The following is a 20,770-nucleotide window of genomic DNA, read 5'->3' as shown; positions in this document are numbered from 1 at the left end:
GGTCGCTGCCGGTGCGACCGTCCTCAGCGCAGCATGCGCACGGCACGGGTGCGGTTGCCCGCCGCGTTGTCGAGGCACCGGCTCCCGGCGTCGTCGGCCGCGCTTCGGGCGACGCCCGCGCCGTCGGCCCACAGATCGATCATCCGGGCGCACTGTTGCTCGACGGCGTTCCCGCGCTCCGCCGCGGGCGTACCCGCGAGTTGACGCCGCCAGCCCTCCTCGATGCGGCGGTCCGGGCCGGAATCCGATCCGGTGGCGGGCCCAGCACCGAGACGTGCGAGGACGGCTGTGTCCCACTCGCGCGCCTCCCGTGCGGACAGGCCCCGGCGCACGTCGTCGGCGATGCCATCGAGCTTGCCAAATGCGCGGGCTCCGTTGGCCAGCCGCACCGGCTCGGTTGCGGCCGGCAGTTCGCCGAGGCGTTCCGCCTCCCAGCGCGTCTGGGCGCCGCGCACCACGGCATGGGCCTCGGGGTCCTCCGAGACGGCCCGTACCACGCGGACCAGGGTCTCGGCGGGGAGGGACAGGTGGTAACCGTCCTTCTCCTTCCACGGAGGGTCGGACGGAAGGACCTTGTGCAGATGGGCGGAGTCCGTCGGGTCGCCGAGGATCACATTGACGTCCGGGTACTGCGCGAGGGCATCGGCCAGCGGCTTGCGGAGCGCCGGATCGATCCGGGGAGCACCGCGCTTCTCGATGTCGTCGCCCACGGCCAGCAGGATGTCCTTCATGGCGGACGCCTGTCGCAGCGTATGGGTGCCGTCCGCCTCCCCTGCCGTGGCCCTCAGCACCGCCCGGCCGAGTTCTGCGCAACTCATGCCGGACCGGTACGCTCCACCGAGCGCCCGCTTCGTCAGGTCCTCGGCGAGCAGCCCGTCACAACCGTCCCGGACCCCGGCGGAATCCGTTCCGACGAGGAACCAGGCGGCTGTTCCGGCGACGGCCGCGGCCAGAACGCCGCCGACGACGAGCGGGGCGCGGTGCCGCCTTCCCCGGGGACGAGGGGAGAGCTTGCTGTCGTTCATCAGCGTTTCACTTTCCACGCAATGTCCTCGCGGACCACGCTAGTTCGTTGTGTCGGTCAGATACTTGTGCGCAAGATTGCTCCCCCGGTCCTGACCGTTGTAGATGTTGTTCTTGAGGTCGTCACTCTTGATCTTCGAGCTGTCCTCCCGGCCCGCCACCCAGCCGTCGACGGTATCGCTGGTCTGCACCTGGGCGTTGAGGTACTGCTCCGCGATCTTCCCGTTCGCCTCCGTGTCCGCCTCAGCCTTCATGCTGTTGCCCCACTCCCAGGCCCAGGTGTCCACACCGCGCTGCAACGCGTCACCGATGGGCAGCAGCTTGCCGCCGATCGGCAGGGTGAGCGGTGTGACGGCGCCGCCGACGACGTGGTAGGCGATCTTCGACTTCCAGTCGGCCTCGCTGTAGGCGTTCATGCGGTTGTCGTTGACCACGTCCTCCCGGATGGCGCTGTAGGCGCCGAGCACCGAGCCGGCCTTCCCCCACTTCCCGTCGTTCTCGAATCCGGTGGCCCCCTGTGGCACCTGGTCGAGCAGATGGTTGAGGTGGCGGGCTTCGGCCTTGTGCAGCGCACCGTAGGCGGCAGGATCCTCCGAGAGACCCCGCATCACCTGGATCAGGGAGTCCTGGGAGGTGGCGAGGTGGGCGCGGTCACCGTCCACGAAGTACCCCTTGTGATCGGGGTGGAGGTAGCGGCCGTCCATGGAGCCGATGATCTCGTGCGTGTCCGAGGCGTACTCGGACAGCGCGTTGGCAACGGGCAGTTGCAGGTTCTTCGGCACGGACGCCTCGGTGCCCTCGCCCTTGCCCGGCGCGAACTGCTCCAGGATGCCGTTCATGACCCGGGCCTGCGCCTCGTTGTGCCTGGCCTCCGGCCACGGGTCCTGCCCCGCGCCCAGTGGCACGTGCCCGGTCGCGGCGGCTTCGAGCGCGGCCCCCAGCCCCATCCGGGTCGTCTGGTCGTCGTACCTGAGGACGGCCATGCCCGGGATGGTCTGCCGGGGCCATTCGCGGGAACCCTCGCCACTGCCCGCGAGATATTTCAGGTGGTCGTTGTCGACATGGTTCGCGCCGGTCCCGTTACCGGCGGGATCGAAGAACGCGGTGGCCGCGTCGGGGTTCTTGCTCATCACGCTCATCAGGCCGTCGATGGCGTCCGTCTCGATACCGGCGTGACCGTCGCTCCACATCTCGAAGATGGCGGGATGCTGTTTTTCGGCCCGGATGAGCTTGTCGCCCATGTCGTACAGGAACTGGTCGTCGAATTGCGTGTCGGCCCTCTGCATCAGACTGACAACGGTCTGATAGCCGTAGAGCGGGTTGCCGATCTCGATGTCGTAGTCCTTGCTGCCGGTCTTGTCGAGCCCTTCCATCCACTCGCGGTAGAACTTGCCCTCGTCGCTCTTCACCCACTTCTTGAACGCGTCCGATCCGGGCAGGGCGTCCTTCACGCTGTCTGGCACCCGGGTCGCGGTGGCGACCGTGTTCGCGAGGTTCTTCTCGATGTCCAGGTACTGGCCCTGGTGCTTCTTGTCGGAGTCGTAGGCCCGGTCGTTCAGCTGGATGGTGACCTTGGACAAGCCGTCCGGTCCCAAGCTGCTCAGCAGCGTCTGCGAGAACGTCTTGTCGCCGTGGTTGTCCCGCACCGCACGCTGGAACTCGGCCATGTCGGCGGCGGAGACCTGCTCGCCGTTGTTGAGCCGGGTGGCGATCTCCGCCGTGTTCTCCGCCTCGTACTTCTCGATGTCGCCGTACGCGTGCTTGTTGAAGCCGATCCCCAGCGTCTCGTCGTCCTTGTCGCCATAACCGTCCTTGGTGACCGCGTCGAGCGCGATCTTCACCCCCTGGTCGGCGTCGTCCACAGCCTTGACGCACGCGTTGATCGCCTCGGTCCACGACGCGACGGCCTTGCTGACGCTCTGTGCGTAGTCCGGGTCATGGTGCATCGCGGAACGCTCCGCGGGCGTGAGCCTCTCGTAGTCGTAACTGACCACTCCGCTCTCGGAGACGCGCATCCCCGCCTTGATGGCCTCCGCGCGCTTGGACTCCAGGTTCTTCTTCAGCCGCACGAAGTCCTCGTGCGCGTCGCGCAGCAGCGAGGCGATGGCCTTCGCCTCCGCCTGGGCGGCCGAGTACTCGTAGCGGGTGGCGGCGAAATTGGTGTGCGCGGTTTGGGCGCTCACCCCCGACCACGAGGGCCCGATCGTGATCTTCTGGACGCTGTCCTTGTACCGGTCCTCGACCTTCTTGATCTCCGCGGCCATCTCGTCCCACTTGCCCGCGGCCGTGGTCAGTCGACCGAAATCCGTGGTCATTACGTCGTGATACGTGAGCATGCGTCCCCGTTGATTCGCGTGGTTCGTCCTACGATGACGGCAGCCCGGCTCCGGCGGGGCCGTGCCGTGGCCGTTTTCGGCCCTACAGTCCGTCCAGCCCGGAGGAGTACGGACCCTGCTGCGGCTTCAGCAATGGCGTGAACCGGGACTTGATCAGCTCGTCATTGCCGGCGAAGAGCCCGGACGCGCCGCGCAGCGCGCCCTTCTCCACGGACAGCCGGCCCATCAGGACCTTCACCTGCTTGTCCCAGGCATCCATCACCTTCTTGAGCCCGGCCCCGGTGTCCCAGCCGTCGAACTCCTTGACCGCCGCCTCGGACGTCTCGTCCGCCCAGTCAGTGGCCTTCTTGGTGTTCGGCTCCAGCTCGGTCTCGATGGTGTTCGCGGCGGCCTTCTTCTGCCCCGGTGTCGAGGCGAAGTCCTTGTCGCCAGGACCGCCCGACGACGCGCTGCCCGTGCCGTTCAGCCGCATCCGGGTGCCCTGCCGTGTCGCGGCCTCCCCGCGCAGCAGACCCCACTCCTCGTCAAAGCCCATGACATCCCCAAATTTTGTTGAACCCATTCGGAACGACGTCCGGCGTCCACACGTGACCCGTCAGCCGGTACGCGGCTGAAAAGCACACCTCAGACGCCCGTACGACCCGGCGCGCTGGCGAGGACCCGGTGTGCGGAGTCCCGGTGACCGGCACGGGATCCGCACCCGGGACCCCGGCCCCGGCACCCGGGACCCCGGCCGGTACGCACGGCGCGGTCTCCCGCCCGCGCCCCGCTCAGCGCTGCTCCGGCAGCCGCCCGATCTGCACCAGCGGGTTGCCCCGGCGCCGTGAGACGAAGTAGCCGCGCCCCGGGGGCATCGCGTGACCGCGCACCGAGCCGATCAGGTCGCCCTCGGACGGGTCGCCCGACAGCACCACGCCCTGCGCGCCCAGCTCCTTCACGCGCTGCATGAACGTCTCGTACATGGCCCGGGAGGCTCCCGCCGAGTTGCGGGCGATGATGAAACGGATGCCGGTGTCCCGGGCGAACGGCAGGTACTCCGCCAGCGGGGCCAGCGGATTGCCCGAGCTGGTCGCCACCAGGTCGTAGTCGTCGACGATGATGAAGATCTGCGGACCGCTCCACCAGCTGCGGTCCCGCAGCTGCTGCGGCGTGACGTCCGTCGGCGGCTGCCGGCGCGCGAACACTCCGGACAGCGCCTCCATGTGCATCTGCATCGAGCTCGCCATCGGCGCGTACTCCAGCAGATGGCTCTCCGGCAGCGCGCCCAGCAGCCCGCGCCGGTAGTCGCCGACGACGAGCTTCGCCTCGTCGGGGGAGTAGCGCTCCGAGATCTGCTTCGCCAGCAGCCGCAGCAGATTGGTCTTCCCCGACTCGCTCTCCCCGAAGACCAGGAAGAACGGATCGCTCTCGAAGTCGACGAACACCGGCTCCAGAGCGGTCTCGTCGATGCCGAAGGCGACACCCTGCTGCGGGAACTCGAAGCCCTTCGGCAGATGGTCCGCGGGCAGCTTGCGCGGCAGCAGCCGTACGGCCGGTGCCGACGGACCCGACCAGTTCGACTTCACCGCCGACACGAATGCCGCCGTGCCCTCCGAGAGGTCCGAGGCGTCGCTGGAGGAGTCGATACGCGGCAGCCCGCCCATGAAGTGCAGTTTCTGCGGCACCTGACCCCGGCCCGGCACCCCTGCGGGCACGTTGGCCGCCACCTTCCGGTCGAACTCGGAGTCCATCACGTCACCCAGCCGCAGCTCCAGCCGGCCGAGGATCTGGTCCTTCAGCGCGGCCCGCACCTCCATGTAGCGGGCGGCCGTGATCACGACGTGGATGCCGTAGCCGAGACCGCGCGAGGCGATGTCGGTGACCGTCTGCTCCAGCAGCTCGTACTCGGACCGGAAACCGCCCCAGCCGTCGACCAGCAGGAACACGTCGCCCCACGCCTCGCCGGGCAGTTCACCGAGCGCACGCTTGCGCCGGTAGGTGGCGATCGAGTCGATGGAATGGGCGCGGAAGAACTCCTCGCGCCGGTTCAGCACCCCGACGACCTCGGCGACCGTACGTCGCACCCGCTCCGGATCCAGCCGGGACGCCACCCCGCCGACATGCGGCAGCTCCGCCAGTGAGGCCAGACCGCCACCACCGAAGTCCAGCCCGTAGAACTGCACTTCGTGCGGGGTGTGGGTGAGCGCGAACGACGAGACGAGTGTCCGCAGCAGCGTCGACTTCCCGGACTGCGGCCCGCCGACCACCATCATGTGGCCCGCCGCCCCCGAGAAGTCCGTGTACAGCACCTCGCGCCGCTGCTCGAAGGGCTTGTCGATGAGCCCGAGCGGAACGGTCAGCCCGCCGGGGCGGGTGTACTCCGTCGCCGTGAACCCGCGCTCGGCGGTCGGCGCGAGCCCCGGCAGCAACTGGTCCAGCGCTGGTGCCCGGTCCAGCGGCGGCAGCCACACCTGGTGGGCGGGCACCCCCTGACCCTCCAGCCGGCGCACGATCACGTCCAGCACCGTGTCCGCCAGCGCGTCGTCCTCCGCCTCGGCCCGGGCCGCCACCAGATGCGCCGGGTCGGGCGCCGCGTACACCACCGGCACCGGCAGCGCGCTGAACACCGCGGCCCGCCGCTCGATCGGCAGCGCCCCCACCGACAGGTCGGGACCACCCGTGCGGTACGTCCCCGACACGTACGCCGCCTTGAACCGGGTCATCTCGTCCGTGCCGAACTTCAGATACCCCGAACCGGGCACCGACGGCAGGTGGTACGCGTCCGGCACACCCAGCGCCGTCCGCGACTCCGCCGCCGAGAACGTCCGCAGACCGATCCGGTACGAGAGATACGTGTCCAGACCCCGCAGCCTGCCCTCCTCCAGACGTTGCGAGGCGAGCAGCAGATGCACGCCCAGCGAACGCCCGATGCGCCCGATCTGGATGAACATGTCGATGAAGTCGGGCTTGGCGGTGAGGAGTTCGGAGAACTCGTCGATCACCAGCACCAGCGAGGCCAGCGGCTCCAGCGCCGCGCCCGCCGCCCGCGCCTTCTCGTAGTCGTGGATGTTCGCGTAATTGCCCGCCGCCCGCAGCAGCTCCTGACGGCGCTGCAGCTCACCGCGGATCGCGTCCCCCATGCGGTCGACCAGCGTCAGGTCGTCCGCCAGGTTGGTGATGACGGCCGCCACGTGCGGCATCTGCGACATCCCGGCGAACGTCGCACCGCCCTTGAAGTCCGCGAGCACGAAGTTCAGCGTCTCCGAGGAGTGCGTGACCGCGAGCCCCAGCACCAGCGTCCGCAGCAGCTCCGACTTCCCGGAACCCGTGGCACCGACGCACAGCCCGTGCGGGCCCATGCCTTCCTGCGCGGCCTCCTTCAGGTCCAGCATCACCGGCTGGCCGTCCTCGCCGACCCCGATCGGCACCCGCAGCCGCTCGGCGACCGACCTCGGCCGCCAGGTCCGCGCCACGTCGACCGAGGCCGCGTCGCCCAGGTTCAGCAGATCCGTGAAGTCCAGGTTGGCCAGCAACGGTTCGTCGTCGTCGCCCCCGCCCATCCGCAGCGGCGCCAGCTGCCGGGCCAGTGCCTCGGCCGCGGGCAGCGAGAGGCCGTCCGGAACCCCCTCGTACACCATCCCCGTGCCCGACTCCAGCCGCAGCAGACCCGGCCGCACCACCACCGAGAGACCACCGCGCGGCTCGTCGAGCTCGCCGGGCACCACCTCGACGATCGTCACCCCCTGCAGGCCCTCGGCCGCAGCGAACAGCGAGTCCGGCGGCACGATCCCGCCGTCCAGCACCACCACGATGTGCGGCTGGTCCAGCAGCGGCTGGTTGTCCCGGCCGAACCGCGGCCGACCCTCCAGCCGACCCGCCAGCAACTGTTCCAGCTCGCCCAGATCGTCCCCGAACAGCCGCTTCGTACCGGCCCCGTCGACCTGCGCCGGCACCTGCGCGTGCGGCAGCCACTTCGTCCAGTCCCAGCGCTCCACCGCGCCCCGCGCCGCCACCACCGCGACCACCAGGTCCTCGGGTGAGTGCAGCGTCACCAGCTGCGCGACCAGCGCCCGCGCCGCCGACTGCGCCGCCTCCGGCTGCCCGGAGACCGTCACGTGGTAGAACGCCCGCATCGACACGGCCATCGGCAGACCGTCCAACGACCCGTGCACGGCCAGGAACCGCTGCATCGCCCCCGCGCACATCGGCTCCAGCTCGTCCACCGGAGCCGTGTCCGGCGCGACCAGCGGGGTGGCCAGCTGCTGCGCGCCCAGACCGAGCCGCACCTGCCCGAAGTCCTTGTCCCCGGCGCGCCGTTCCCACACCCGGCTGCCCTCGGCGACCACCGACCACAACTGCTCCGGAGCGGGCTGCAGATACAACTGCGCGTCCCGCTGCGCGCGCGCCGTCCGGCGCACCGTCCGCCGGGTCTGCGCCAGGTACTTGAGGTAGTCGCGCCGGACATCTGCCATTTGCCCCTGCGTACCCCGGCGATACCGGACCAACTGGGCGACCACCATGCCGACCGTCGAGACGAGCATCAGCACGCCCATGATCCGCATGAACGGAGGGGCCTGGGGCGAGAAGAAGAACACCACCGACGACCCCATGCCGAGCACCGGCAGGATCTGCATCAGCATCCCCTCCTGCTGCCCGCGGGGCAGTTCGGGAGGGGCCTCCAACGTCAACTCGTCCATGGGGACTTCCGGTGGCAGGGCACGCGGAGGTCGCTTCACGACGATCTGGCTCACCGAAACACCAATCCCTCGGTACGGACGGGCGGAAGGCCGGATGCGCACCGAAGCCCCCCGTGGCTTCCCCTGCTCGCGGACGTCCCTCCGCGTGACGGTGATCCTACGTGCAGACCACCGGGACCCCTCCCGGTAGGGTGGCGCGCGCACTGTGCGCAACCGCGAATCAGGGGGACCAGACACGTGAGTTCGACCGCAGCGACGGGATTCTGCCGCGTGACAGTCGTGGCGCCCGACAGCCGGATCGATGTGGCCCTGCCGGAGGACATCGCCGTCGCCGACGTCTACCCGGAGATCCTGCGCCTCACCGGCCAGAGCCAGCCGGCCGGCGCGCCCGCCGGATACCACCTCGTACGCCGTGACGGCACGGTCCTCGACGGCGCGCGCACCCTCGCCGCCCAGCAGGTCCTCGACGGCGAGCTCCTCAGTCTGCGCCCTTTCGCCCAGTCCCTGCCGCCCGCCGTCTTCGACGACGTCTCGGACGCCGTCGCCTCGGCCGTCACCCGCGACCGCCACCTGTGGAGCGACGACCTGCTGCGCGGCGCGGGGCTGGTCGGCGGTGTGCTCCTGCTCGTCCTGATGGGCTTCGTGCTCTGGTTCGCCGACCCGGTCCGGCACGACATGCACGGGCTGCCCGGTGTCGTCGCCGGCTCGGCCGGGCTCCTGCTCACGGCGTTCGCGGGGGTCCGCGCCCGGGTCTACGCGGACCGGGCCACCGCCGTCGCCCTCGGCCTCGGCGCACTGCCCCTCGTGCTCATCGCCGGTTCCGGCATCATCGGCCCGGACGCGGACCAGGGCCCCGGCAGGCTCCAGTTCCTCCTCGGCTGCGTGGCCGTCCTGGTCGCCTCCGTCGCCCTGGTCGCCCTCACCCCGAGCGGCGACGCCCCGTTCGTCGCGGCGACGTTCCTCGCCACCGTCGGCACCCTCGCCACCTTCGTCGCGATCCTCACCGAGGCGACCGCCACCGAGACCGCCGCCGTCTGCGCCCCCGTCGCCCTCGGACTCGTCGCCTTCCTGCCCGGCCTCTCCGCCCGCTTCGCCCGGCTGCCCATCGGCTACGCCTCGCCGCACACCGCCCCCGGCGGCTACGACGACAGCCTCACCGACCCGAACGCCGGCCCGGACGGATCCGGCGCCCCCGCCGACCCCGTCGACGCCGACCGCATCGCGGCCCAGGCCCGCCGGGGCCACGAGATGCTGCTCGGTCTCGTCGGAGGCTGTGCCGCGGTCGTCGTCGGCTGCGCGGCCGTCCTCGGTTTCTCCGACAGCGTGTGGGGCCAGCTGCTGGCCCTGGCCTCCGGGCTCGCGATGCTGCTGCGCGCCCGCCTCTTCCGTTACACCTCGCAGGTCGCCTGCGTCCTGGTCGCGGGCATCGGCGCGATCGCCCTGCTGGTCCTCGGCCTCTCCCTGAACCCGCCGGTCGACCTGCTGTTCGACCTGATCCGCTACGGCGACCGCAGCTCCCTCGACATCCGTACGATCTGGCTCTCCGCGGCGGTGGCCGCCGGGGCCGCGCTGCTCACCGCGATCGGCCTGATCATCCCGCGCAAGGGCCTCTCCCCGTTCTGGGGACGCCTGCTCGACCTGGCAGAGGGGGCCGTCCTGCTCTCCCTGGTCCCGCTCTGCCTGGCGGTCCTGGACGTCTTCGTACGGGCCAGGGCGCTCACCAGCTGACCCCGCGCGCCCCGCGGCCGTCACCGGCGTACGTCCCCCGCACAGGGGACTGGTACGCTGTGTGACGGCCGTTTGTGTACGCGCTCCCGGAACATCCTGGGAGCAGCGCCCATCGGACCCTCGCCCCCGAGTAACGGAAGACCCCCTGGTGTCAAGACAGGGGCACTCGCGGGCGCTCGAACACCGAAGAGGAGTACCGCGTGTCGCTCGACGCCGCTACGAAGAAGCAGATCATGGCCGAGTTCGCCACCAAGGAGGGTGACACCGGTTCCCCCGAGGTCCAGGTCGCGATGCTCTCCCGTCGCATCTCGGACCTGACGGAGCACCTCAAGACGCACAAGCACGACCACCACTCCCGCCGTGGTCTGCTGATCCTGGTCGGCCAGCGCCGCCGCCTGCTGCAGTACCTGGCCAAGAAGGACATCCAGCGCTTCCGTGCGCTGGTCGACCGCCTCGGCATCCGTCGCGGTGCGGCCGGCGCCAAGTAGGACGCCGTGAAGGGAGCGGTTCCCGCGACTGAGGGGACCGCTCCCTTTGCCGTACGTACAGTTGTACGTGCACACACATGTGCGGGTCGTGGCGGGCCGACCCGAACGGCTGGAATGCCAAGCCGACCCGGATCTCAGTAACCTGGTCGCAGAAACGTCCCGCGGACGAGCGAGAAGCGAAACTCCCCGCCGCCGGTCCTCGGTAGTGGCTCCCGGACCCATCGACCGGGTGCTTCGATCGAAGACCGGCCCGTCAAGGAGCGCTTCTCCGCAACCGTCCCCCCGCCACACGGGCGCGGGGACGAAAAGACGACATGTAACGGAGAAAACGCTAGTGGAGAACGAGACCCACTACGCCGAGGCCGTCATCGACAACGGCACCTTCGGCACCCGCACCATCCGCTTCGAGACGGGCCGCCTGGCCAAGCAGGCCGCCGGCTCCGCCGTCGCGTACCTGGACGACGACACCATGGTGCTGTCGGCCACCACCGCTTCCAAGAAGCCCAAGGACCAGCTCGACTTCTTCCCCCTGACGGTGGACGTCGAGGAGCGGCAGTACGCCGCCGGCAAGATCCCCGGCTCCTTCTTCCGCCGCGAGGGCCGTCCCTCCGAGGACGCCATCCTCACCTGCCGCCTGATCGACCGCCCGCTGCGCCCCTCCTTCAAGAAGGGCCTGCGCAACGAGGTCCAGATCGTCGAGACGGTCATGGCGCTCAACCCCGACCACCTCTACGACGTGGTCGCGATCAACGCCGCATCCTGCTCCACGCAGCTCGCCGGGCTGCCCTTCTCCGGTCCGGTCGGCGGCACCCGCGTCGCCCTGATCAAGGGCCAGTGGGTCGCCTTCCCGACGCACACGGAGCTGGAGGACGCCGTCTTCGACATGGTCGTCGCGGGCCGTGTCCTGGAGGACGGCGACGTCGCGATCATGATGGTCGAGGCCGAGGCCACCGAGAAGACCATCCAGCTCGTCAAGGACGGCGCCGAGGCCCCGACCGAGGAGGTCGTCGCCGCCGGTCTCGAGGCCGCGAAGCCGTTCATCAAGGTCCTCTGCAAGGCCCAGTCGGACCTCGCCGCCAAGGCCGCCAAGCCCACCGGCGAATTCCCGGTCTTCCTGGATTACCAGGACGACGTCTACGCGGCCCTCGCCGACGCCGTGACCTCCGAGCTGGCCCAGGCGCTCACCATCGCGGGCAAGCAGGACCGCGAGACCGAGCTGGACCGCGTCAAGGAGATCGCCGCCGAGAAGCTCCTCCCGGCCTTCGAGGGCCGCGAGAAGGAGATCTCCGCCGCGTACCGCGCGCTGACCAAGAAGCTGGTCCGCGAGCGCGTCATCAAGGACAAGGTCCGCATCGACGGCCGCGGCGTCACGGACATCCGTACGCTCGCCGCCGAGGTCGAGGCCATCCCGCGGGTGCACGGCTCGGCGCTGTTCGAGCGCGGCGAGACCCAGATCCTGGGCGTCACCACCCTCAACATGCTGCGCATGGAGCAGCAGCTGGACACCCTCTCCCCGGTGACCCGCAAGCGCTACATGCACAACTACAACTTCCCGCCCTACTCCGTCGGCGAGACCGGTCGCGTGGGCTCGCCCAAGCGCCGCGAGATCGGCCACGGCGCGCTCGCCGAGCGCGCCATCGTGCCGGTGCTGCCGTCGCGCGAGGAGTTCCCGTACGCGATCCGCCAGGTCTCCGAGGCGCTGGGCTCCAACGGCTCGACGTCCATGGGCTCGGTCTGCGCCTCCACCATGTCGCTGCTGAACGCCGGTGTGCCGCTCAAGGCCGCCGTCGCCGGTATCGCCATGGGTCTGATCTCCCAGGAGATCGACGGCAAGACCCACTACGTCGCCCTCACCGACATCCTCGGTGCGGAGGACGCCTTCGGCGACATGGACTTCAAGGTCGCCGGTACGCGGCAGTTCGTCACCGCGCTCCAGCTCGACACCAAGCTCGACGGCATCCCCGCCTCGGTCCTGGCCGCCGCGCTGAAGCAGGCCCGCGACGCCCGCCTCCACATCCTCGACGTGATGAACGAGGCCATCGACGTCCCGGACGAGATGTCCCCGAACGCCCCGCGGATCATCACCGTCAAGATCCCGGTGGACAAGATCGGTGAGGTCATCGGCCCCAAGGGCAAGATGATCAACCAGATCCAGGAGGACACCGGCGCCGACATCACGATCGAGGACGACGGCACCATCTACATCGGTGCCGCCGACGGACCGGCCGCCGAGGCCGCCCGCGCCACGATCAACTCGATCGCCAACCCGACCATGCCGGAGGTCGGCGAGCGCTACCTGGGCACGGTCGTCAAGACCACCACCTTCGGTGCGTTCGTCTCCCTCATGCCCGGCAAGGACGGCCTGCTGCACATCTCGCAGATCCGCAAGCTCGCCGGCGGCAAGCGCGTGGAGAACGTCGAGGACGTGCTCGGTGTCGGCACCAAGGTCCAGGTGGAGATCGCCGAGATCGACTCGCGCGGCAAGCTCTCCCTCGTCCCCGTCATCGAGGACGCCGAGTCCGACAGCGACCCCGCCGCGGGGGCCGACAAGAAGGACGACGCCGCCAAGTGACGTCCCGTAGTTCCGTGACGACGGCCCGTGCCTCCTCGAAGGCGCGGGCCGTCGCCCGTACCCAAACGCTTCTCAAGGGCACCGGCGGCGTCGGAACGGTCCGCCGCACCGTCCTCCCCGGCGGTCTGCGGATCGTCACCGAGACCCTGCCCACCGTCCGCTCCGCCACCTTCGGGATCTGGGCCAACGTCGGATCACGCGACGAGACCCCCGCCCTCAACGGCGCGACGCACTACCTCGAACACCTCCTCTTCAAGGGCACCGCCCGGCGCAGCGCCCTCGACATCTCCGCCGCCATCGACGCGGTCGGCGGCGAGATGAACGCCTTCACGGCGAAGGAGTACACCTGCTACTACGCGCGGGTCCTCGACACCGACCTGCCGCTGGCCATCGACATCGTCTGCGACATGCTGACCGGCTCGCTGATCACCCCCGAGGACGTCGACGCCGAGCGCGGCGTCATCCTTGAGGAGATCGCCATGACGGAGGACGACCCGGGCGACTGCGTGCACGACCTGTTCGCGCACACCCTGCTCGGCGACACCCCCCTCGGCCGCCCGGTCCTCGGCACCGTCGACACCATCAACGCGCTCGACCGCGGCCGGATCGCCCGCTTCTACAAGAAGCACTACGACCCGACCCGTCTGGTCGTCGCCGCCGCGGGCAACATCGACCACGCCACGGTCGTACGCCAGGTCCGCAAGGCGTTCGAACGGGCCGGTGCCCTGTCCCGCACCGACGCCGTCCCGGTCGGCCCGCGCACCGGCTCCCGCACCCTGCGTACCGCGGGCCGTGTCGAGCTGCTCGATCGCAGGACCGAGCAGGCCCACGTCGTCCTCGGCATGCCGGGACTGTCCCGCACCGACGAGCGCCGCTGGGCCCTCGGGGTCCTCAGCACCGCGCTCGGCGGCGGCATGAGCTCACGCCTCTTCCAGGAGGTACGGGAGAAGCGCGGCCTCGCCTACAGCGTCTACTCGTACACCTCCGGGTTCGCCGACTGCGGCCTGTTCGGCGTGTACGCGGGCTGCCGGCCCAGCCAGGTCCACGACGTCCTCAAGATCTGCCGCGACGAGCTGGACCGGGTAGCGTCCGAGGGACTGAGCGACGAGGAGATCGGCCGGGCGATCGGTCAGCTCTCCGGCTCCACGGTCCTCGGCCTGGAGGACACCGGCGCGCTGATGAACCGCATAGGCAAGAGCGAGCTGTGCTGGGGCGATCAGATGTCGGTCGACGACATGCTGGACCGGATGGCACAGGTCACCCCCGACGACGTCCGCGCGGTCGCGGGCGAGGTCCTCGGACACCGCCCCTCGCTCTCGGTCATCGGCCCGCTCAAGGACAAGCAGGCCGACCGCCTCGAAGAAGCGGTCTCGTAGCACGAGACCCCAAGAACCGGTAAGGAAGCAGAGCACATGAGCAAGCTGCGCGTGGCTGTTCTCGGCGCCAGGGGCCGCATCGGGGCCGAGGCGGTACGAGCCGTCGAGGCCGCCGACGACATGGAGCTGGTGGCCGCCCTGGGCCGCGGCGACAAGCTGGAGACCCTCGTGGAGTCCGGCGCCGAGGCCGTCGTCGAGCTCACCACCCCCGCGTCGGTGATGGGCAACCTCGACTTCTGCGTACGGCACGGCATCCACGCCGTCGTCGGCACGACGGGCTGGACCGACGAGCGGCTCGCGCAGCTGCGCACCTGGCTGGAAGGCTCCCCGGAGACCGGGGTGCTCATCGCGCCGAACTTCTCCATCGGCGCCGTCCTCACGATGAGGTTCGCGCAGCAGGCCGCCCGCTACTTCGAGTCCGTCGAGGTCGTCGAGCTGCACCACCCGAACAAGGCCGACGCCCCCTCGGGCACCGCGACCCGCACCGCCCAGCTGATCGCCGAGGCGCGGCGGAAGGCCGGCTGCGCCCCGCAGCCGGACGCCACCACCACGGCCCTGGACGGCGCGCGCGGCGCGGACGTCGACGGGGTCCCGGTCCACGCGGTCCGGCTGCGCGGCCTCCTCGCCCACCAGGAGGTACTGCTGGGCGGCGAGGGCGAGACCCTCACGATCCGGCACGACTCCCTGCACCACAGCAGCTTCATGCCGGGCATCCTGCTCGGCGTCCGCCGCGTGGTGACCACCCCCGGGCTCACGTTCGGCCTGGAACACTTCCTCGACCTGGACTGACTGGGCCCCGCCATGCGCGCAAAGATCACGTACTTCGTCACCGCCGCCGTCCTGGTCTTCTACTTCGTCCTGGTCGGCAGCCGTGGCGTCCTGCTCATCGAGCACGGCACCCCGCTGACGGTGGCCTTCGGGGTCTCCGTGCTCGTCCTGCCGGTGATCGGGGTCTGGTTCCTCTGGCAGAACACCCGGTTCGTGGCGCGGGCCAACGCGCTGGCGGCGGAACTCGACGCGGAGGGCGGCCTGCCGGTCGACGAACTGGTCCGCACCCCCTCCGGCCGCATCGACCGCGACTCGGCCGACGCCGTGTTCGCCCGGCGCCGCGCGGAGACGGAGGACTCCCCGGACGACTGGCGCTGCTGGTTCCGCCTGGCCGTCGCCTATCAGGACGCCAGGGACACCCCCAGGGCCCGGAAGGCCATGCAGCGCGCCATCGCCCTGCACGCGCGGGCGACGCCCGCCCGGCCCGGCAAGGGCGCGAAGGCCGCCGGATCACGCCCGTCCGGTGCCTGAGAAGGGTGTGACGAACGGGCTCGGGCCCGGCAGCCGTGGACGGCCGCCGGGCCCGAGCGATGAACAGGCGTCTCAGTGGGCCTGTCGGCCGCCCCGGCACCCGGATGTTCTCGCAGCGGCTTCCCCGGGCTCTCGGCTTCGTTCGAGCAGGGGAGACCCCATCAGGGCATCCCGGTGACGCCGGGAGCGTGCGTGCCGGGGCGTGGCCGCCCGGTCGGTGGTCAACCGACAGGCTCTCGGTCCCGCTGGTACTCGTCCCCCCACACCTCGACCGTGTCGGCGGCGCGGTCGAACGCCTCGGGCCGCCCCAGGAAGTCCGCGTTGCTGTCGGTGAGCAGCGGCTCCGCGGCCTCGCCGCCCCGGCGGACGACGATCAGCGCCTGACCCTGCACCGTGCGCGGGAATCCCAGCCACCGCACCGGCTGCTGAACCGTGCGGATCGCCGAGACCCGGTCCCACGGCACCGTCGCCGTGGAGAGGAAGCCCACCCGGCGAACCCCGTGCCGGCTCACCCAGGCGCCCATCCGCAGCAGCCGCAGGGCGGAGGCGATGACCGCGGCGGCGAGCCCCAGACACACGGCCGCGCCGGACACCGCCCCGGCGAACGCCGTGATCATCCCCGCGAGGAGGACGAACGACGCGAGCAGCAGCAGGGAGGCCGCGGCCGCGACCCGCCAGGGCCCGGGGCGGTACGGGCGCCGCCAGCTGTCGTGGTCGTCGAACGGCAGCGCTACGTCCTCAGCGCTCGCGTCAAACGCGCGGTCGGCCGTCAGGAAGGGCAGGGGCACGACTGATCCTCACTCACAAGCACGCTCGATTGCTGTGCCCGGTGAGGCTATCGAGGAGATCACCGGCCCGACCACCCGAGGGGGCCTGTACGGGGCCGGGCCGCTCAGCGGCCGGTCGCGGCCTCGGTCTGCTGGGGGTGCGACTCGCTCTGCGGGCTCAGTGCGGGCATGCCCAGCACCAGGGAGCCGACGAGACCCGCGACGATCGTGAGCCCGACGAGCGAGCGGGCGGCCATCTGGGAGACGCTGGTGGGCTCCCGCGGGGGCGGAGTGACGTTGCTGCGGAACCTGTCGGCCTCGGACACGAACGAGAACGGGACGGACTCGCGCCGGCGGAACATGAGGAAGCTCTCCTTGAACTCTGTGGTCGGTGCTGCTATTGAGACAGACGTGCGACAGGCCCGTTTGGTGCCCCGAATCGCCGAATTCGTCGAAGAAGTCCAGGCGTGGACCTTCCGGGCCGCGTTGTCGGTGGCGGCCCGTAGAGTGGGCGCCGCCCGTGCGACGCGATTTGGAAGGACCCCGCCGGTGACCGAGACCCCCGAGGCCGCAAAGCCCAGCTTCCGCAGCGATGTCACCGTCGAGCTGGTGAAACACTCCGCGGGCGACGCCGACGTCCTGTTCGCGGCCCGTGTCTCCACGGCCGGCGAGCAGTCCCTGGAGGAGGTCACCAAGGACCCCGAGCGCTCCAAGGGGCTCATCAACTTCCTGATGCGCGACCGGCACGGCAGCCCGTTCGAGCACAACTCGATGACCTTCTTCATCAGCGCCCCGATCTTCGTGTTCCGCGAGTTCATGCGCCACCGCGTTGGCTGGTCGTACAACGAGGAATCGGGTCGTTACCGGCAGCTGGAGCCGGTCTTCTACGTCCCGGACGAGTCGCGCAAGCTCGTCCAGCAGGGCCGTCCCGGCAAGTACGAGTTCGTCGAGGGCACGCAGGCGCAGCACGAGCTCACCGGCCGCGTCATGGAGGACTCCTACCGCCAGGCGTACGAGGCGTACCAGGAGATGCTCGCCGCCGGGGTGGCCCGCGAGGTCGCCCGTTCGGTCCTCCCCGTCGGCCTGTACTCCTCGATGTACGCCACGTGCAACGCCCGCTCGCTGATGCACTTCCTCGGTCTGCGCACCCAGCACGAGATGGCGACGGTGCCCTCCTTCCCGCAGCGGGAGATCGAGATGGTCGGGCAGCGGATGGAGGAGCACTGGGCTCGGCTCATGCCGCTCACCCATGCAGCCTTCAACAAAAATGGACGTGTTGCCCCGTAAGCGGTGTCCATATTGCGACGTTTCGTGAAGTTCATCTAGGCTGATCAAACGGACCCGGCACTGCTTGAACCCCCGAGCAGGCAGTGTCGGGCTCCTATGGTGTGTCCCCCCGAGGGGTCCACGGGCCCTGAGCAGCGAGTAGCGTGTTACCCATGGCTCCGATCTCCACTCCGCAGACCCCCTTCGGGAGGGTCCTCACCGCCATGGTCACGCCCTTCACGGCGGACGGCGCACTCGACCTCGACGGCGCCCAGCGGCTCGCCGCCCACCTGGTGGACGCAGGCAACGACGGCCTGATCATCAACGGCACCACCGGCGAGTCCCCGACCACCAGCGACGCGGAGAAGGACCAGCTCGTCAGGGCGGTCCTGGAAGCGGTGGGGGACCGGGCCCATGTCGTCGCCGGCATCGGCACCAACGACACCCGCCACAGCGTCGAACTCGCCCGCACGGCCGAACGCTCCGGCGCGCACGGCCTGCTCGCGGTGACGCCGTACTACAACAAGCCGCCGCAGGAGGGCCTCTTCCGCCACTTCACGGCCATCGCGGACGCCACCGGACTGCCGGTGATGCTCTACGACATCCCCGGACGCAGCGGTGTGCCCATCGAGACGGAGACGCTGGTTCGGCTCTCCGAGCACCCCCGCATCGTCGCCAACAAGGACGCCAAGGGCGACCTCGGCCGCGCGAGCTGGGCCATCTCCCGGTCCGGCCTCGCCTGGTACTCCGGCGACGACATGCTGAACCTGCCGCTCCTTTCCGTCGGCGCCGTCGGCTTCGTCTCCGTCGTCGGCCACATCGTCACCCCCGAGCTGCGTGCCCTCATCGAGGCGTACCTCGGCGGCGACGTCCAGAAGGCCGCGGAGATCCACCAGAAGCTCCTGCCCGTCTTCACCGGCATGTTCCGCACCCAGGGTGTGATCACCACCAAGGCCGCGCTGGCGCTCCAGGGCCTTCCCGGCGGCCCGCTGCGCCTGCCCATGGTGGAGCTCACCGCGCAGGAGACGGCACAGCTCAAGATCGATCTCGCCGCCGGCGGGGTGGAGCTCTGATCACGGACTTCACAACTGAATAAAAGAAGAAAACTTTCAAGAGCAACACAACAGACAACAGCAAGTGCACGAAATGACATGCGCGCCACGTGCCCAAGCGGTACGTGGCGCGCGTGGTAAGGAGAGTCTTTTGAGTCATCCGCACCCCGAACTCGGCGCCCCGCCGAAGCTCCCCAAGGGCGGCCTCCGCGTCACCCCGCTCGGTGGCCTCGGTGAGATCGGCCGCAACATGACGGTCTTCGAGTTCGACGGCCGTCTGCTCATCGTCGACTGCGGTGTCCTCTTCCCGGAGGAGGAGCAGCCCGGAGTCGACCTGATCCTGCCGGACTTCACCACGATCCGGGACCGCCTCGACGAGGTCGAGGGGATCATCCTGACGCACGGCCACGAGGACCACATCGGTGGTGTCCCGTATCTGTTGCGCCTGAAGCCGGACATCCCCCTCATCGGTTCCAAGCTGACCCTCGCGCTGATCGAGGCGAAGCTGCAGGAGCACCGCATCCGCCCGTACACGCTCGAGGTCGAGGAGGGCCGGCGCGAGCGCATCGGCGTCTTCGACTGCGAGTTCGTCGCGGTCAACCACTCCATCCCGGACGCCCTCGCGGTCGCCATCCGCACCCCTGCGGGCATGGCCGTCGCGACCGGCGACTTCAAGATGGACCAGCTCCCGCTGGACGGCCGGCTCACCGACCTGCACGCGTTCGCCCGGCTGAGCGAGGAGGGCATCGACCTGCTGCTCTCCGACTCGACCAACGCGGAGGTCCCCGGCTTCGTGCCGCCCGAGCGGGACATCTCCAACGTCCTGCGCACGGTCTTCGCCAACGCCCACAAGCGCATCATCGTGGCGAGCTTCGCCAGCCATGTGCACCGCATCCAGCAGATCCTCGACGCCGCCCACGAGTACGGCCGCCGGGTCGCCTTCGTCGGACGCTCGATGGTGCGCAACATGGGCATCGCCCGCGACCTGGGCTATCTGAAGGTCCCCGCGGGCCTGGTGGTCGATGTCAAGACCCTCGACGACCTGCCCGACGACGAGGTCGTGCTGGTTTGCACGGGATCCCAGGGCGAGCCGATGGCCGCGCTGTCCCGGATGGCCAACCGTGACCACCAGATCCGGATCGTCCAGGGCGATACCGTGATCCTGGCGTCGTCGCTGATCCCGGGCAACGAGAACGCGGTCTACCGCGTGATCAACGGTCTGAGTCGTTGGGGCGCCAACGTGGTCCACAAGGGCAACGCCAAGGTCCACGTCTCCGGGCACGCCTCGGCCGGCGAGCTGCTGTACTTCTACAACATCTGCAAGCCGAAGAACCTGATGCCGGTGCACGGCGAGTGGCGTCACCTGAGGGCCAACGCCGAACTCGGCGCCCTCACCGGCGTGCCCAAGGACCACATCGTCATCGCCGAGGACGGCGTCGTCGTCGACCTCGTCGACGGCAGGGCCAGGATCGCCGGCAAGGTCCAGGCCGGTTACGTGTACGTCGACGGGCTCTCGGTCGGCGACGTCACCGAGACCTCCCTCAAGGACCGCCGCATCCTCGGCGACGAGGGCATCATCTCGGTCTTCGTCGTCGTCGACAGCACCACCGGCAAGATCACGGGCGGTCCCTACATCCAGGCCCGCGGATCCGGCATCGACGACGCGGCGTTCGACGCCGTCGTGCCGAAGATCGAGGACGCGCTCAACAAGTCGGCGCAGGACGGGGTGATGGAGCCGCACCAGCTCCAGCAGCTCGTCCGTCGCTCGGTGGGGAAGTGGGTCTCGGACACCTACCGTCGGCGCCCGATGATCCTTCCCGTCGTCGTCGAGGTCTGACCGGCGCACGCGAATCCTGGAGCGGGGTGCCCCGATTTGCATCGCGGCACCCCGCTCCAGTACGTTTACGGCTCCGTCCGACCGCACAACACCACGAGCACCCTTGTGCCCGTGGCCTCTGCAGCGCGGCGGAATTCCGACTCAGAATCTCTGATAAAGTCGGGCCCGCCGAAAGGCGAAGGCCATCCAACGGCCACCGGAATTGAAATTCGGACCGGAAACGGGACGGAAAAAGAATCTGGTAAGGTTGGAAAAGCCGAAAGGGAAAAGCGCGAAAGCGTGGGACCCGGAAGGCGAACCCGCTTCGACCGGGAATCGGACACGAAAGAGTCTGATAGAGTCGGAAACGC

Annotated in this window: 15 protein-coding genes; 9 read left to right on the top strand and 6 right to left on the bottom strand. The window is 69.8% G+C overall.

What is annotated here, in order from left to right; translation table 11 throughout:
* Positions 1 to 23 precede the first annotated feature (23 nt).
* The 4 genes from ACFYY6_RS03505 to eccCa form a co-directional block, all read right to left on the bottom strand.
* A complete protein-coding gene (locus ACFYY6_RS03505) occupies positions 24 to 1,043 on the bottom strand; it encodes a hypothetical protein (protein WP_351520415.1) in 1,020 nt (339 codons plus the stop codon).
* 21 nt (positions 1,044 to 1,064) lie between these two features.
* Positions 1,065 to 3,338 (bottom strand): hypothetical protein, encoded by a 2,274-nt coding sequence (locus ACFYY6_RS03500; RefSeq protein ID WP_389191497.1) that lies wholly within the window; start codon positions 3,336 to 3,338, stop codon positions 1,065 to 1,067.
* 103 nt (positions 3,339 to 3,441) lie between these two features.
* Positions 3,442 to 3,894, bottom strand: coding sequence for a hypothetical protein (locus ACFYY6_RS03495; protein ID WP_351520411.1), 453 nt, complete (start codon positions 3,892 to 3,894; stop codon positions 3,442 to 3,444).
* Between the two features lie 235 nt (positions 3,895 to 4,129).
* On the bottom strand, positions 4,130 to 8,089 hold the full coding sequence (eccCa, locus tag ACFYY6_RS03490) for a type VII secretion protein EccCa (RefSeq protein ID WP_389191494.1): 3,960 nt from the start codon (positions 8,087 to 8,089) through the stop codon (positions 4,130 to 4,132).
* A gap of 183 nt (positions 8,090 to 8,272) precedes the next feature.
* Here eccCa and eccD point away from each other — a divergent pair, with 183 nt between their 5' ends.
* From eccD to ACFYY6_RS03460, 6 genes are all read left to right on the top strand, one after another.
* Entirely contained in the window at positions 8,273 to 9,763 is a 1,491-nt protein-coding gene (gene eccD, locus ACFYY6_RS03485; protein ID WP_386608653.1) for a type VII secretion integral membrane protein EccD, read from the top strand.
* A 200-nt stretch (positions 9,764 to 9,963) separates the two neighbouring features.
* Positions 9,964 to 10,251: a 30S ribosomal protein S15 gene (gene rpsO, locus ACFYY6_RS03480; RefSeq protein WP_073791486.1), complete on the top strand. Its 288-nt coding sequence runs from the start codon at positions 9,964 to 9,966 to the stop codon at positions 10,249 to 10,251.
* 334 nt (positions 10,252 to 10,585) lie between these two features.
* Positions 10,586 to 12,823 (top strand): polyribonucleotide nucleotidyltransferase, encoded by a 2,238-nt coding sequence (locus ACFYY6_RS03475; protein WP_351632048.1) that lies wholly within the window; start codon positions 10,586 to 10,588, stop codon positions 12,821 to 12,823.
* Positions 12,820 to 14,199, top strand: a complete 1,380-nt coding sequence (locus ACFYY6_RS03470) for a pitrilysin family protein (protein ID WP_351632045.1) — start codon at positions 12,820 to 12,822, stop codon at positions 14,197 to 14,199. The genes ACFYY6_RS03475 and ACFYY6_RS03470 overlap by 4 nt, the downstream gene beginning before the upstream one ends.
* Positions 14,200 to 14,235: 36 nt before the next feature.
* Positions 14,236 to 14,988 (top strand): 4-hydroxy-tetrahydrodipicolinate reductase, encoded by a 753-nt coding sequence (dapB, locus tag ACFYY6_RS03465; RefSeq protein WP_351520404.1) that lies wholly within the window; start codon positions 14,236 to 14,238, stop codon positions 14,986 to 14,988.
* A gap of 12 nt (positions 14,989 to 15,000) precedes the next feature.
* Positions 15,001 to 15,498, top strand: coding sequence for a hypothetical protein (locus ACFYY6_RS03460; RefSeq protein WP_351520403.1), 498 nt, complete (start codon positions 15,001 to 15,003; stop codon positions 15,496 to 15,498).
* Positions 15,499 to 15,719: 221 nt separating this feature from the next.
* On the opposite strand, the gene ACFYY6_RS03455 is transcribed toward ACFYY6_RS03460, so the two are convergent.
* Both ACFYY6_RS03455 and ACFYY6_RS03450 read right to left on the bottom strand, forming a co-directional pair.
* Positions 15,720 to 16,286: a hypothetical protein gene (locus ACFYY6_RS03455; RefSeq protein WP_351520402.1), complete on the bottom strand. Its 567-nt coding sequence runs from the start codon at positions 16,284 to 16,286 to the stop codon at positions 15,720 to 15,722.
* Positions 16,287 to 16,390: 104 nt separating this feature from the next.
* On the bottom strand, positions 16,391 to 16,627 hold the full coding sequence (locus tag ACFYY6_RS03450; RefSeq protein WP_351520400.1) for a hypothetical protein: 237 nt from the start codon (positions 16,625 to 16,627) through the stop codon (positions 16,391 to 16,393).
* Positions 16,628 to 16,814: 187 nt separating this feature from the next.
* Here ACFYY6_RS03450 and thyX point away from each other — a divergent pair, with 187 nt between their 5' ends.
* From thyX to ACFYY6_RS03435, 3 genes are all read left to right on the top strand, one after another.
* A complete protein-coding gene (thyX, locus tag ACFYY6_RS03445) occupies positions 16,815 to 17,552 on the top strand; it encodes an FAD-dependent thymidylate synthase (RefSeq protein WP_351520399.1) in 738 nt (245 codons plus the stop codon).
* Positions 17,553 to 17,704: 152 nt separating this feature from the next.
* Positions 17,705 to 18,604, top strand: a complete 900-nt coding sequence (gene dapA / locus ACFYY6_RS03440) for a 4-hydroxy-tetrahydrodipicolinate synthase (RefSeq protein ID WP_351632038.1) — start codon at positions 17,705 to 17,707, stop codon at positions 18,602 to 18,604.
* 130 nt (positions 18,605 to 18,734) lie between these two features.
* Entirely contained in the window at positions 18,735 to 20,420 is a 1,686-nt protein-coding gene (locus ACFYY6_RS03435) for a ribonuclease J (protein WP_351520396.1), read from the top strand.
* The last annotated feature ends 350 nt before the right edge of the window (positions 20,421 to 20,770 follow it).

This window comes from Streptomyces sp. NPDC001750 (assembly GCF_042892615.1).
GTDB lineage: Bacteria > Actinomycetota > Actinomycetes > Streptomycetales > Streptomycetaceae > Streptomyces.
This window is presented reverse-complemented; position numbering and strand designations above follow the sequence as displayed.